A 14150-nucleotide genomic window follows, 5' to 3' on the forward strand; every position below is an offset into this window, starting at 1 on the left:
TATTCATTACGTCATGCGCCGGATGCCCGGCGCAATGACTCAGTGCGGTGTGGCCAGTGCATCCAGCGCCAGGTTTAATTCTACGACATTCACCACCGGCGTCCCGATAAATCCGGGCCATGGCGTGTCGGTATGGCTTGCGATGAGCGCCGCTACCTGTTGCGCCGATAACCCGCGCACCTGAGCGATACGGGACGCCTGATAGCGCGCAGCGGCAACGGAAATGTGCGGGTCAAGCCCGCTGGCTGACGCTGTGACCAGTTCAACGGGCACCGCTGCGTCGTCACCATGACGTTGATGCCAGGCGGCGACGTTTTGCGTAATGGTGTTATCCAGCGCAGGATTGCTGGGCGCAAGATTACTGCCACCGGAAGCCATCGCGTTATACGGGGTGTCTGAGGTGGCGGAAGGCCGCCCTTGAAAGTAACCCTCGCGGCTAAATGCCTGGCCAATGAGCGAAGAGCCGACCAGTTTGTCTTCTTGGTAGAGCAGTGAGCCGTTGGCCTGGCGGGCAAACAGCAGTTGTCCCAACGCCGTGCTCAACAGCGGGTAAGCCACACCGGTAATCAGCGTCATCAATAACAGTAAAACCAGCGAAGAACGAAGCGTATTCATAAGGTTATCTCTTCTCAGGCAAGCCCGGTTGTGGTCAGGATCAGGTCAATCAGTTTGATGCCGATAAACGGCACCACCAGCCCACCGAGCCCATAAATCCACAAATTACGGCTCAGTAATGCCGCCGCACTCATCGGTTTGTAGCCGACGCCTTTTAGCGCCAGCGGAATCAAAAAGACGATGATGAGCGCATTGAAGATAACTGCCGAGAGCATCGCCGACGTCGGCGAGTGCAGTTGCATCACATTCAGGGCATTGAGCTGTGGGTAGGTGGCAGCAAACGCCGCCGGAATAATGGCGAAATATTTTGCCACATCGTTGGCGATGCTAAAGGTGGTCAGTGAGCCACGCGTCATCAGCATCTGCTTACCGATGTGTACCACTTCGATAAGCTTGGTCGGGTTGGAGTCTAAATCCACCATGTTGCCCGCTTCTTTGGCCGCCTGTGTACCGGAGTTCATCGCTACCGCCACGTCTGCCTGAGCCAGTGCCGGGGCATCGTTGGTGCCATCGCCGGTCATCGCCACCATCCGCCCCTGAGCCTGATACTGGCGAATAAGCGCCAGTTTCGCTTCGGGTGTCGCCTCAGAGAGAAAATCATCCACTCCGGCTTCAGCGGCGATAGCGGCGGCTGTCAGCGGGTTATCACCGGTGATCATCACCGTTTTGATGCCCATATTGCGCAATTCGGCGAAACGCTCTTTGATACCGCCTTTGACGATATCCTTTAGCGCGACCACGCCGAGTACCCGTTTGCCCTCGGCGACCACCAGCGGCGTTCCCCCTTGACGGGCGACTTCGCTGACGGCCTCTTCCACCTGAACCGGGAACAGCCCCTGATTGGCGTCAATGTAGCGGCGCAGGGCATCGACCGCCCCTTTGCGGATGGTGCGCCCTTGAATGTTGACGCCGCTCATCCGGGTTTGCGCCGAGAACGGCACAAAGGTGGCGTCCAGTTCCTGTAACGCGCGCTCACGCAGGCCGAAACGCTGTTTGGCCAGCACCACAATGCTGCGGCCTTCGGGTGTTTCATCGGCCAATGAAGCCAGTTGCGCGGCGTCGGCCAGCGTCTGCTCGCTGACGCCAGGTGCGGGAATAAACGCTGATGCCTGACGATTACCCAGGGTGATGGTGCCGGTTTTGTCTAACAGCAGCACATCAATATCCCCGGCGGCTTCGACCGCCCGGCCGCTGGTGGCAATCACATTGGCGCCAAGCATCCGGCTCATCCCGGCTATCCCAATGGCTGAGAGTAACCCGCCGATGGTGGTTGGGATCAGGCATACCAGCAGGGCGACCAGCACGGTCAGGCTGATGACGCTACCGCTGTGATTCGCCAGTACGCTAAACCAGGAGAAGGGCGCGAGTGTCGCGACCACCAGCAAAAAGATGATGGTGAGTTCGACCAGCAAGATAGTGAGCGCCACCTCATTCGGGGTTTTACGCCGTTTGGCGTTCTCCACCATCGCTATCATGCGGTCGATAAAAGTTTCGCCGGGGTTGACAGTACACTGCACAATCAGCCAGTCGGAAAGCACCCGCGTGCCACCGGTAACGGAGGAGAAATCGCCGCCGGATTCGCGAATAACCGGGGCGGACTCGCCGGTTATCGCGCTTTCATCGACAGAGGCTCCCCCCTCCAGCACCTCGCCGTCGCAGGGGATCATCTCACCGGCAACGATCCGCACGATATCGCCTTTGCGCAGGCTGTCTGCCGGTACTTTCTGAGCGTTAGCCGTGGCGTTGGCGCTGGCAAGTTTATTGGCCCAGTGCGTTTTCTTCATCCCTTTCAGGGTTTGCGCCTGGGCTTTACTGCGCCCTTCAGCCAAGGCTTCGGCAATGTTGGCGAACAGCACTGTCACCCACAGCCACAGGGCGACGGCACCGGTAAATCCGGCATTGCCAGCCGCCAGCCCGCACAGTATGGCAAGCCAGATGGCGCTGGTTAGCAGGCTGCCGATGTACACCACGAACATCACCGGGTTGCGCCACTGTATGCGCGGGTCGAGTTTTTTTACTGCATCCACCAGCGCGCGACGCAGCAGGGCGGAATCAAAAGGCGTTTGCTGTTTACGGATCATGGTTTTTTTCTCCGGCTCAGTGAACCAGACTGGACTGTAAATGCTCGGCAACCGGGCCTAGCGCCAGCGCCGGGATGAAGTTCAGCGCGCTAATCAACACAATGATGGTGATGAGTAAGCCAATGAACAGTGGGCCACGGGTGGAGAGCGAGCCTTTGGTTTCGGGCTGACGTTTTTTCGCAACCAGTGAACCGGCGATAGCCAGCACCGGGATCAGGGAAGAGAAGCGCCCCAGTAACATGGCAATCCCGAGCGTCAGGTTATAAAACGGGGTATTCACGCTAAGGCCCGCAAACGCGCTGCCGTTATTGTTCGCGGCTGACGAATAGGCATAGAGCACCTCGCTAAACCCGTGTGCGCCAGGGTTGAGGATACCGGCACGGCCCGCCTCGGTTGCCAGCGCCAGCGCGGTGCCAAGCAATACCAGCGCCGGGGTTATCAAAATAGCCAGCGCCGCCATCTTCATTTCCCTGGCTTCAATTTTTTTACCAAGGTATTCCGGGGTGCGGCCAATCATGAGTCCGGCGATAAACACCGTCAGCAAGACAAACACCACCATGCCGTAGAACCCGGAGCCGACGCCGCCGAAAATGACCTCCCCGATTTGCATCAACCACATTGGCACCAGGCCGCCCAGTGCGGTAAAGGAGTCATGCATGGCGTTCACCGCGCCGCATGAGGTTGCGGTGGTAATGGCGGCAAAAAAGGCGGAAGCCAGAACGCCAAAGCGACTTTCTTTGCCTTCCATGTTTTGTGCGCTATCGGCACCGAGCGCCAGCAGGTGCGGGTTGCCGCTGACCTCGGCATACATCACAACCGTTGTTGCGACGATCAACATGAGTGACATCGCCCACAGCAGGGTGTGGCCTTGACGACGGTCGTTAACGACCCGGCCAAAGCTGAAACACAGCGCGGCGGGAATAAGTAAAATCGACAGCATTTGGACGAAGTTGGTCAGCGCATTCGGGTTTTCAAACGGATGCGCGGAGTTGGCACCTAAAAAACCGCCGCCATTCGTCCCCAGCATTTTGATGGCCTCTTGCGAGGCTATCGGCCCCATCGGTAATACCTGTGTTGCCCCTTCAAGCGTGGTGAGGTGTTGATAGGGCAGGAAATTTTGAATGCTGCCCTGGCTGATGAAAAACAGTGTTAACAGCAATGATAATGGCAGCAGCAAATACAGGTTAATGCGCAGTAAATCCAGCCAGCAATTGCCCAGTTCATGGGTGGTGCGACGGGCGAAGGCGCGCATCAGCACAAAGGCGACGGCAATGCCGGTGGCGGCGGAAAGAAAGTTTTGTACCGTTAAACCCACCATTTGGCTGAAATAGCTCAGGGTGTTTTCGCCGCTATAGGCTTGCCAGTCGGTATTCGTGACAAAACTGATGGCGGTATTCAACGCCAGATGCCATGACAGCCCCGGCATTTGCTGCGGATTTAGCGGCAGAACCTGTTGATACATCAGCATCAGCGTCAGCGCGACGATGCCCAATAAATTGAAGACTACGATAGACAATGTGTAGTGCTGCCAGCCCATTTCTCCGCCAGAAAAGCCACACAACCGCGCCACTGAGAGCTCATAGCGTCTCAGTGCCCCTGTTTCCCCCTCAACCAGTCGCGCTATCCATTGCCCTAATGGTTGGGCGACCACCAACAAGATGGCAAACAGCGTAACGATAAATAAAAAGGCATCGCTGGACATCAGAAGTCCTCCGCATTGAGCAATGCATAAAAAAGATAAACCAGCAGCAGCACGACCAGCGCCCCGCCTGCGATCAGACCAGGATTCACTGTTTACCTCCGGTGGCGTTAATCGCCATGGTGTTAATAGCCAAGGTGTTAGTATCCAAGGTGTTAATGTTAAATGTGTTAATATTCAAAGTCTTAATATCAATGGTGTTCATGTCCAACGTGTTCATCGATATAACATGTGTTCACTGTGGGAATGGTGGATACCCCGAGGCTTAGGCTACGCAGGGCCTGGAAAAGAAGGTGCAAATTTCCCGCTGGCGGGCGTAAAAAAAGTATAAAAATGGCGAAAACCCCGTCGCGTTGCCGGGCAAGCCGCAGGCAAGTGGTCAGGTGCAATCAGGGGGGAATCGCGTAAAACCGTATTTACCTTGTGCGATCGTCTAATATTGCCGCGCTTTATCGCATGCTTGCATCAATTGCTTAACATGTATTTAACTGTGTGATATTGAAGGTAATCATGAGCATGACACGCTTGTTATCTGGTCTGATGAGTGTAAAATTTAATCATGTCAGGCGATTTTTCTGTGATAACAGCGCGAGGAGATAACAGCATGTCGTATACCGTGTTCCCTTGGTATTGGGTGGCATTACGCCGCATCGCGGTGATAACCGTGGGGGTAACGGCTTTGCCAGTCATGCTGTTTTGGCATGAGCGAGCCCGTTTTTACAGCTATTTACATCGCATCTGGCTCAAAACCAGTGATAAACCGGTGTGGCTGGAGCAATCGGAACAGTCCGGCGGCCATTTTTACTGATTGCCCGCGCAGGGATGCTGTTAACGCTCGGTGATGTTGTCCGGTGATGTTGTCGATGGCAATGGCCTGTTTGCATGATGATGTGATAATCGGTCTTCCTCTTCTTAGCCTTTTTTTGCCCTTTTTTTGCCTTTCTTCATCCGCAGTCGTTTGGGTGGCGTCGCGGCCATCTTCAGGTTCAGGAATTTTTACGGCAGCGGAACCCGCCGGGGTGTGTATCTGTGACAGAAAAACGGCATAATTCCGCTATGCTATTGAGATAACACTCTCTTTTAAATGGAAGGCACAATGACTGTCGAGAAGATTCCCGTAGGTATCAGCGCTTGTCTGCTGGGTAATCCGGTGCGTTTTGACGGGGGCCATAAACGGCTGGCCTTTGCCGTAGATCAACTAGACCCTTATTTCCATTTTGAGCCGATATGCCCGGAAATGGCCGTCGGGTTGCCTGTGCCACGCCCGGCGTTAAGGTTAGTCAAATCAGACGATAATGAGATTCGCATGCTCACTAGCAATGGTTCCGGCCTGGATGTCACGGAGCCGATGCGACGCTTTGCCGCAGAAAAGGTGGCGACGCTTGCGCATCTTGGCGGCTACATCGTTTGCGCGAAATCGCCCAGTTGCGGTATGGAGCGAGTCAAAGTCTATGATGCATCACAGAATAATGCGCGTAAAAGCGGCGTTGGGCTGTTTACCGAACAACTGAAAGCCTCGCTGCCCTGGCTGCCGGTCGAGGAGGATGGCCGGTTGCATGACCCGGTGCTGCGGGAGAATTTTATTGCCCGCGTCTACGCGCTGCATGAGTTCAACCAACTGTGGCGCGGCGGTTTAAGCCGTGGGGCGCTGATGAATTTTCATAGCCGTTATAAATTGTTGCTGCTGGCGCATTCGCAACCGGAATACCGCAAACTGGGGCCGTTTGTCGCCACCATGGATAAATGGGATTCGCTGGAAGATTTCGCGGCGCAATACCGTCTGCGCTTTATGGCGTTATTGTCACACCCGGCAACCCGGCGTAACCACACCAATGTGCTGATGCATGTGCAGGGCTATTTTCGTCGGCAACTGACCGCCGGGCAGCGTCAGGAACTGGCGACATTGATTGAACGCTATCGCCAGGGCGTGCAGCCGTTGTTAGCACCGTTAACGTTGCTGCGCCACTACATGAGTGAATACCCGGATGCCTGGCTGGCACAGCAACGCTATTTTGACCCTTACCCCGAAGCGCTACGTTTGCGCTATGGGCATTAAACGCATATAAAAAAGGCCCATCGATTGCGCCGCAACGCGGTGCATCGGGGCTGGCGGTAGCGCAGCAGGCCGGTCATCCGGTCTGCCATCAGGCGCTGCCGTTTGCAGACAACATAAAACTCCCTTTTCCAGCGTATTGAGGATGATGAATGGCCACACATCTGGTTTGGTTTCGTCACGACCTGCGTCTTTGCGATAACCTGGCGTTATCCGCCGCCTGTGAAGACCCGGACGCACGGGTGGAAGCGGTCTTTATTGCCACGCCGGGGCAGTGGGCGAACCACATGATGTCGCCTCGTCAGGCGGCTTTTCTACTGGCCAACCTGCGCTTGTTACAACAAGCCTTACAGGAGAAAGGCATCCCTTTGCATTATCACCAGTGTGATGATTTTGCGGGCAGTGTGGCGTGGCTGGCGGCATTTTGCCGTCAGCGGCAGGTGACAACGCTATTTTATAATCGCCAGTACGAATTAAACGAATATCAGCGCGATCAACATGTTGAGGCATTGCTGGCCGGGGTGACTGCGTGCCGGGGGTTTGATGACAGCCTGTTACTGCCGCCCGGCAGCGTGGTGACGGGCAGCGGTGAAATGTATAAAGTGTTTACACCGTTTCGCGCTGCATTTATCCGCCAACTGTTGCAACGCGATGTGCGCTCGTTACCCGCACCGGCTGCGCGCCAGCAGGGTGAGTATGCGATACAACCGCTGACGCCGTTTTCTTACCCGATGGCAAGCTTGTCTCAGGTCGACGTTTTCACGCCGCCAGACGCTGAATTCCCTGCGGGAGAGCAGGAGGCGCGACAGCGATTGCGGCAGTTTTGCCGTGAACAGGTCGCACAGTACCATCAATACCGTGATTTACCGGCACTCAACGCCACCAGCCAGTTGTCGCCCTATCTGGCACTGGGGGTGATTTCGCCGCGCCAGTGTTTTAATCGCCTGCGTGTGGAGCACCCGGAGGTGTTAACGCAGCCGGAGAGCGGTGCGTTTAGCTGGTTTAATGAATTGGTCTGGCGCGAGTTTTATCGCCATCTATTGGTATTTAGCCCGGCATTATGCCGCCACCAGCCGTTCATCGGTTGGACGCGCCACATCGTCTGGCGTGATGCGCCAGAGGAGTTGCGAGCCTGGCAACGGGGAGAAACCGGTTATCCCATTGTGGATGCGGCCATGCGCCAGTTAAATGCAACGGGCTGGATGCATAACCGTCTTCGCATGATTTGCGCCAGTTTTCTGGTTAAAGATTTGTTAATCGACTGGCGCGCAGGGGAACGTTATTTTATGGAGCAACTGCTGGACGGCGATCTGGCAGCCAATAACGGTGGCTGGCAGTGGGCCGCCTCGACGGGGACGGACGCCGCACCCTATTTTCGTATTTTTAATCCCACCACGCAGGGGGAACGCTTTGACCCGGAAGGGGCATTTATTCGTCGCTGGCTGCCGGAACTTGCCATGATCCCCGGTAAAGCGGTGCATCAACCGCACGCATGGGCGGCGCGCCACGGGCGTCAACTCGCCTATCCGTCGCCGCTGGTGGATCATAAACAGGCGCGTGTGCGCACGTTAGCCGCGTTTGAAGCGGCGAAACGCGCGGAGTCTGCATAAGTCGCCATCGCCAGATTATTTGAACGCATCAAGGAGCAATGGGTATGCGCAATACTGAGCTGGAAAGCTTGCTGAATGGATTTTTGAACGTTTCTGCCTTTCAGGACTACGGCCCAAACGGGTTGCAGGTGGAGGGCCGTGAAACGGTGCGCCGTATCGTGACCGGTGTGACCGCGTGTCAGGCGTTACTGGATGCGGCTGTAGCGCATCAGGCGGATGCGGTACTGGTACATCATGGCTATTTCTGGCGTAACGAAACGGCGATTATCCGTGGCATGAAGCGCCAGCGCCTGAAAACACTGTTGGCGAATGACATCAATTTGTACGGCTATCATCTGCCGCTGGATGCCCACCCGACGGTCGGCAACAACGCTCAACTGGCCGCCATGCTTGGCATTCGCACGCTGGGGGACATTGAGCCATTCCTGCCTTATGGCGAGCTGGCCGTCGCACAAACCGCACAGGAATTGCAGCAGACGCTGGAGCGTCAGTTGGCGCGCCCGGTATTACATTGTGGCGACAATGCACCGGCCCATATACGGCGCGTCGCCTGGTGTACCGGTGGTGGACAGAGCCTGATTGAACAGGCCGCGCAGTTTGGTGTGGATGCCTTTATCACGGGTGAAGTCTCCGAGAAAACCATCCATATCGCCCGTGAAATGGGGCTGCATTTTTATGCCGCAGGCCATCATGCAACCGAGCGTGCTGGCATACGGGTGTTGGGCGAATGGCTGGCGGCAGAGCACGGATTTGACGTGACATTTATCGATATCCCCAACCCGGCATAGCCCGTGGTAATGCCCTCGATGCCAGCAATAATAGCGCATCATGCTGATGTCGGGGGCCATGGGCTAAAGCATGGGATCATCGCTCAGGAGGTAGGATGCAACGCGCACGCTGTTATCTGTTAGGGGAAAAAGCAGTTGTTCTGGAGCTTGAGCCGCCATTGCGTCTGGAAAGCCAGCAGCGGATATGGGGGCTGGTTGAGCGGCTGACCGGACATCAAGATGTCAGTGAAGTGATTCCCGGTATGAACAACCTGACGGTGGTACTAAAACATCCCCGCGAAAATGCGCTGGACGCCATAGAGCGCTTACAGCGTTGGTGGGAAGAGAGCGAGTCAGCCTGCCCGTTGCCCTCTCGTGACATCGATATTCCGGTGGTGTACGGCGGTGAGCAAGGGCCGGATTTACTCATCGTGGCGGAGCACTGCGGCCTGACGCCACAACAAGTGGTCGAGCGCCATGCCGCCGGGCGTTACATCGTCTATTTTTTGGGTTTTCAACCCGGATTTCCCTACCTTGGTGGACTGGATGAGACACTGTGTGTTCCCCGGCGCGCAGAGCCGCGTCTGCGGGTGCCCGTAGGGTCGGTCGGCATCGGCGGCAGTCAAACCGGTATTTACCCGCTGGCGACGCCCGGCGGCTGGCAACTGATTGGCCGCACTGCGCAGGCGCTGTTTCACCCCACGCAGACACCGCCTGTGTTACTTAAACCCGGCGACCGGGTTCGCTTTGTGCCACAACCGGAGGGCGTATGCTGAACATTCTCCGGGCCGGATTACAGACGACGGTGCAGGATACCGGACGCCACGGACTCAGATCTCTGGGAATCAGCCAGTGCGGTGCGCTGGATATCCCGGCATTGAAACTGGCTAATCTATTAGTAGCAAACCCGGCGCATGCGGCGGTGCTGGAAGTGACATTGGGGCAATTAGTCGCAACATTCACCACGCCTTGCTGGATTGCGTTAACCGGTGCAGATTGCCATGCCACCCTCGAGGGTAAACCGCTGTGGACAGGCTGGTGTTTTCCGGTACAGGCCGGGCAGACATTACGCTTACGTTCGCCGCGTAACGGGATGCGCAGCTATCTTGCTGTGTCTGGCGGTATTGACGTACCGCAGGTACTGGGGTCTTACAGTACCGATGTCAAAGCGGGGATTGGCGGTATGGCTGGACGGCCATTGGTGGATGGCGATGTCTTGCCACTCGGTGAGCCACAACGTTTACCCGTGCGATCGGTTGGGGTGAAACAGCTGCTGTTTACCAACCGGATAAGGGTGCTGCCGGGGCCTGAATATCAGGAATTTAGCCAGGCATCACGCGATGATTTCTGGCGCACGGGCTGGCACCTTAGTCCACAAAGCAACCGGATGGGATACCGTCTGTTAGGGCCTACGCTGGTGCGCGAAACACCGCGAGAGCTGTTATCCCATGGCCTGCTGCCGGGCGTGATTCAGGTGCCGCATAACGGCAAGCCGATTGTTTTGATGGCTGACGCCCAGACCACTGGCGGCTATCCTCGAATTGGCTGTGTGATTGAGGCGGATCTTTATCATCTGGCGCAAATGCGTTTGGGCGAGCCGGTGCATTTCCTGCGTTGCTCGCTGGATGAGGCGCTCAAGGCTGCGCAGGCGCAGCAGCACTATCTGGAACAACTGGCCTGGAGGCTGCATGGTTATTGATTTAAACGCCGATCTGGGTGAAGGCGGGTTGCACGATGAAGCATTACTCCAGTGTGTGAGCTCGGCCAACATCGCCTGTGGTTTTCATGCCGGTGATGCGCAAACCATGCGCCAGTCGGTGCGCTGGGCGCTGCAATATGGCGTGGCTATTGGGGCGCACCCCAGCTTTCCCGATCGCGAAAATTTTGGTCGCACCGCCATGAATCTGCCGGCCGAAACGGTTTATGCCCAGGTGGTGTATCAGATAGGTGCGCTGGCGGCCATCGCCAACGCCGAAGGCGGGCGGCTATTCCATGTTAAACCTCATGGCATGTTATATAACCAGGCGGCGCGCGATGCGGCGTTGGCGGATGCGATAGCCCAGGCTGTCGCGGCGGTAGACCCGGCGTTATATCTGGTCGGGCTTTCAGGCGGTGAGCTGATTCGTGCCGGTAAACGCGCCGGATTAGCGACCCGTGAAGAGGTGTTTGCCGATCGCAGCTATCAGGCCGATGGCTCGCTGGTGCCGCGCGATCAACCCTCTGCGGTGATCAGCAGTGACGAGCTGGCGCTGGCGCAAACGCTTGAAATGGTACAGCGCCAGCGGGTACGCGCCAGCAATGGCAACTGGGTCGCGGTGGTGGCGCAAACGGTATGTCTGCATGGCGATAATCAACATGCGCTGACATTTGCCAGACGCTTGCGCCAGTGCTTTACCCAGTACGGTATCCACGTCAGCGCCCGTCAGGAGTAGGAGGACGCATGCCAGAAGGCCCCGAAATCCGGCGTGCTGCCGATAGCCTTGCCGCTGCGGTGGCAGGAAAGACGCTGACGGCAGTGTGGTTCGCCTTTCCTGCCCTCAAAGATTATGAAGCCATGCTGGTCGGTACGCAGGTTGAACGCATTAGCAGCCGGGGTAAGGCGTTGTTGACGTGGTTTTCGAACGGACTGGTTATGTACAGCCATAATCAGCTGTATGGCGTCTGGCGTATCGGTAAAGCTGATGTTGATACGCGTCGGGAATTACGCGTCAGGCTAGAGACGGAAGATAATGCCGTATCGCTTTACAGTGCTTCGGATATCAACCTGTTACACGTTTCCCAACTGGAGTCTCATCCCTTTTTACAACGTCTGGGGCCTGATGTCCTGGATGAGGCGTTGCATGCCGACGAGGTATGCGAGCGATTGCTGTCAGCGCGTTTTTGTCGCAGGCGATTCGGGGCATTGTTATTGGATCAGGGGTTTCTGGCGGGGCTGGGTAACTATCTGCGGGTGGAGATTTTATGGGCATGCGCACTGAGCCCGACACGCCGTGCGGTGGATTTAACTGACAATGAACTGACAACATTCAGCCAGACGCTGTTGGATATTCCCCGCCTCTCTTACACAACCCGTGGCCGTGCCAACGATGACGATCGTTATCATGGCGCGCATTTTCGTTTCCACGTTTTCCACCGTGATGGCGAGCCCTGTGAGCGGTGTGGTGAATTAATCGTGAAAAGCCAGGTCGCCTCCCGGCCATTTTACGCCTGCCCTCACTGCCAGCCGTAGCAGTGCGGCGCGATAATCGAATAATGACGAAACAGCAAATAAGAAAGGCCGGATAGCTCCGGCCTGTTGCAGGGTATTTTTAACGGATAAAACGTGATTAATGTTTTTCGACCGAGGAGTCGAAATCACGCTCGTTATGGCCGGTATACAACTGGCGCGGACGTGCGATTTTCAGCCCTTCGCCATGCATTTCGCTCCAGTGGGCAATCCAGCCGACGGTGCGCGCCATAGCAAAGATAACGGTGAACATGGATGAAGGAATTCCCATCGCTTTCAGGATGATGCCTGAGTAGAAATCCACGTTCGGGTAGAGTTTACGCTCAATGAAGTACGGGTCGTTGAGCGCGATATTCTCAAGCTCCATAGCGACTTCCAGCAGATCATCTTTGGTGCCGAGCTCTTTCAATACTTCATGGCAGGTCTGGCGCATGACGGTCGCGCGCGGGTCGTAGTTCTTGTAAACACGATGACCAAAGCCCATCAAACGGAACGAGTCGTTCTTGTCTTTAGCGCGTTTGATGAACGCCGGAATGTGCTCTACAGAGCTGATTTCTTCCAGCATGCGCAAACAGGCTTCGTTAGCACCACCGTGAGCAGGCCCCCACAGCGAGGCAATCCCGGCGGCGATACACGCGAACGGGTTAGCGCCTGATGAACCAGCGGTACGCACAGTAGACGTTGATGCGTTCTGCTCGTGGTCAGCATGCAGAATCAGGATGCGATCCATTGCGCGTTCCAGCACCGGGTTAACCACATACTGTTCGCAAGGGGTGGCGAACATCATATGCAGGAAGTTACCGGCATAAGACAAGTCATTACGCGGGTACACAAACGGCTGGCCGATGGAGTATTTGTAACACATCGCCGCCACGGTCGGCATTTTTGACAGCAGACGATAAGCGGCGATTTCACGGTGGCGTTCATTACCGATATCCAGCGAATCGTGATAGAACGCAGCCAGTGCGCCGGTGACGCCGCACAATACCGCCATCGGGTGCGAGTCGCGACGGAAACCGTGGAACAGACGGGTAATCTGTTCGTGGATCATGGTATGGCGAGTGACGGTCGTCTTGAAGGTATCATACTGTTCCTGAGTGGGCGCTTCGCCAAACAGCAGGATATAGCAAACTTCAAGATAGTTAGATTTTTCAGCCAGTTGTGCAATCGGATACCCACGGTGCAGCAACACACCCTGATCGCCATCAATGTAGGTAATCTTAGATTCACAGGAGGCGGTGGAGGTAAAACCGGGGTCAAACGTGAAGTAACCTTTAGAACCCAGGCTACGAATATCAATTTCATCGTTGCCAAGCGTACCAGACAAAACATTCAGCTCAATCGCTTCTTTGCCGTCTATTGTAAGCGTTGCTTTCTTATCAGCCATTTACAGTCTCCTTAGCGCTTTAATCTTTAATTTTAAAAATTCGTCACTGCAGAAATACCGTCATGCCCGCACGCTGGACAAAGTAAACAGACCAGACGTCGCTCTGTCGTCAGGAACAAGACTGGGTACAGAGTTGACCGTTATCGTCAGGCGGCCACTGTCAGGATGAACACATTTTGCTGCTCTCGAACCTGTTGTTTTCGAAACAATTGCTTTTTAAACAGTTGTTTTTGGAACTGTTGTTTTTGAAACAGTCGCTTTCGAAACCGTTGTTCTCGAACGTGTTGTTCTCCCAGCTAGGGTATTTGACCCTGTCCTGCTCTAATTGTAGCTAGTAGTTATAACTTTTCCGGGGACTTTATTTCCCCACTGTTACATAACTTTGGTGAATGGGAAAGAGCTACTGACAAGCTTTAACAGGGTCAACGTATTCTTGGGCCCTAGTTGTAATTTAAATGTTTAAGATTTGTCAAATCAGATAATTAATTTTATATAAATTGTGAAATTCGTGATCTCAATCACTGTTCAAGGCAAATGTGTCCAAACCGTTTGTAGGGTAATTGTAATGGGAATGTGAAGTGCCTATACTGCCGCCAGGTCTCCGGAATACCCTGCAGTAGGAGCACCCAGTGTGATCGGTTTGTGTAGCTGAATAATTAAGGATAGTGACTCAGTTGCGCATGAACAGAGACAAACACCATCTCATCGTCCA

The 14150-nt window shown here is 55.4% G+C and carries 13 protein-coding genes; 8 read left to right on the plus strand and 5 right to left on the minus strand.

Going from position 1 to position 14150, the window contains the following annotated elements; all coding sequences use genetic code 11:
• Positions 1 to 39 precede the first annotated feature (39 nt).
• From kdpC to kdpF, 4 genes are read right to left on the minus strand one after another with little or no spacing between them, the layout of a single operon-like run.
• The gene (gene kdpC, locus O1Q98_RS17925) at positions 40 to 615 is read right to left on the minus strand and encodes a potassium-transporting ATPase subunit KdpC (RefSeq protein WP_125258823.1); all 576 of its coding nucleotides are present in this window, start codon (positions 613 to 615) and stop codon (positions 40 to 42) included.
• Between the two features lie 14 nt (positions 616 to 629).
• Positions 630 to 2696 carry a potassium-transporting ATPase subunit KdpB gene (gene kdpB / locus O1Q98_RS17930; RefSeq protein WP_125258824.1) on the minus strand — a complete coding sequence of 689 codons (2067 nt, stop codon included), beginning with the start codon at positions 2694 to 2696 and terminating at the stop codon, positions 630 to 632.
• A 16-nt stretch (positions 2697 to 2712) separates the two neighbouring features.
• Positions 2713 to 4398 (minus strand): potassium-transporting ATPase subunit KdpA, encoded by a 1686-nt coding sequence (kdpA, locus tag O1Q98_RS17935; protein WP_125258825.1) that lies wholly within the window; start codon positions 4396 to 4398, stop codon positions 2713 to 2715.
• A complete protein-coding gene (gene kdpF / locus O1Q98_RS17940) occupies positions 4398 to 4487 on the minus strand; it encodes a K(+)-transporting ATPase subunit F (RefSeq protein ID WP_035340783.1) in 90 nt (29 codons plus the stop codon). The genes kdpA and kdpF overlap by 1 nt, the downstream gene beginning before the upstream one ends.
• 512 nt (positions 4488 to 4999) lie before the next feature.
• Between kdpF and O1Q98_RS17945 the strand changes: the two genes are divergently transcribed.
• From O1Q98_RS17945 to nei, 8 genes are all read left to right on the plus strand, one after another.
• Entirely contained in the window at positions 5000 to 5203 is a 204-nt protein-coding gene (locus O1Q98_RS17945) for a YbfA family protein (protein ID WP_125258826.1), read from the plus strand.
• Between the two features lie 288 nt (positions 5204 to 5491).
• A complete protein-coding gene (locus tag O1Q98_RS17950) occupies positions 5492 to 6451 on the plus strand; it encodes a YbgA family protein (protein WP_125258827.1) in 960 nt (319 codons plus the stop codon).
• Positions 6452 to 6600: 149 nt separating this feature from the next.
• Positions 6601 to 8058, plus strand: coding sequence for a deoxyribodipyrimidine photo-lyase (phrB, locus tag O1Q98_RS17955; protein WP_125258828.1), 1458 nt, complete (start codon positions 6601 to 6603; stop codon positions 8056 to 8058).
• A 44-nt stretch (positions 8059 to 8102) separates the two neighbouring features.
• Entirely contained in the window at positions 8103 to 8846 is a 744-nt protein-coding gene (locus O1Q98_RS17960) for a type 2 GTP cyclohydrolase I (RefSeq protein ID WP_125258829.1), read from the plus strand.
• Positions 8847 to 8941: 95 nt separating this feature from the next.
• The gene (gene pxpB / locus O1Q98_RS17965; protein ID WP_125258830.1) at positions 8942 to 9601 is read left to right on the plus strand and encodes a 5-oxoprolinase subunit PxpB; all 660 of its coding nucleotides are present in this window, start codon (positions 8942 to 8944) and stop codon (positions 9599 to 9601) included.
• Positions 9595 to 10524, plus strand: a complete 930-nt coding sequence (gene pxpC / locus O1Q98_RS17970) for a 5-oxoprolinase subunit PxpC (RefSeq protein WP_125258831.1) — start codon at positions 9595 to 9597, stop codon at positions 10522 to 10524. The genes pxpB and pxpC overlap by 7 nt, the downstream gene beginning before the upstream one ends.
• Positions 10514 to 11257: a 5-oxoprolinase subunit PxpA gene (gene pxpA, locus O1Q98_RS17975; protein ID WP_125258832.1), complete on the plus strand. Its 744-nt coding sequence runs from the start codon at positions 10514 to 10516 to the stop codon at positions 11255 to 11257. Before pxpC ends, pxpA begins: the two co-directional genes overlap by 11 nt.
• 8 nt (positions 11258 to 11265) lie before the next feature.
• Complete coding sequence (nei, locus tag O1Q98_RS17980) at positions 11266 to 12054, plus strand: endonuclease VIII (protein ID WP_125258833.1); 789 nt, start codon at positions 11266 to 11268, stop codon at positions 12052 to 12054.
• Between the two features lie 97 nt (positions 12055 to 12151).
• Here nei and O1Q98_RS17985 read toward each other — a convergent pair whose 3' ends face one another.
• The gene (locus tag O1Q98_RS17985) at positions 12152 to 13438 is read right to left on the minus strand and encodes a citrate synthase (RefSeq protein ID WP_125258834.1); all 1287 of its coding nucleotides are present in this window, start codon (positions 13436 to 13438) and stop codon (positions 12152 to 12154) included.
• Positions 13439 to 14150: the final 712 nt, after the last annotated feature.

The organism is Dickeya lacustris, assembly GCF_029635795.1.
In the GTDB taxonomy this organism is placed as follows: Bacteria; Pseudomonadota; Gammaproteobacteria; order Enterobacterales; family Enterobacteriaceae; genus Dickeya; species Dickeya lacustris.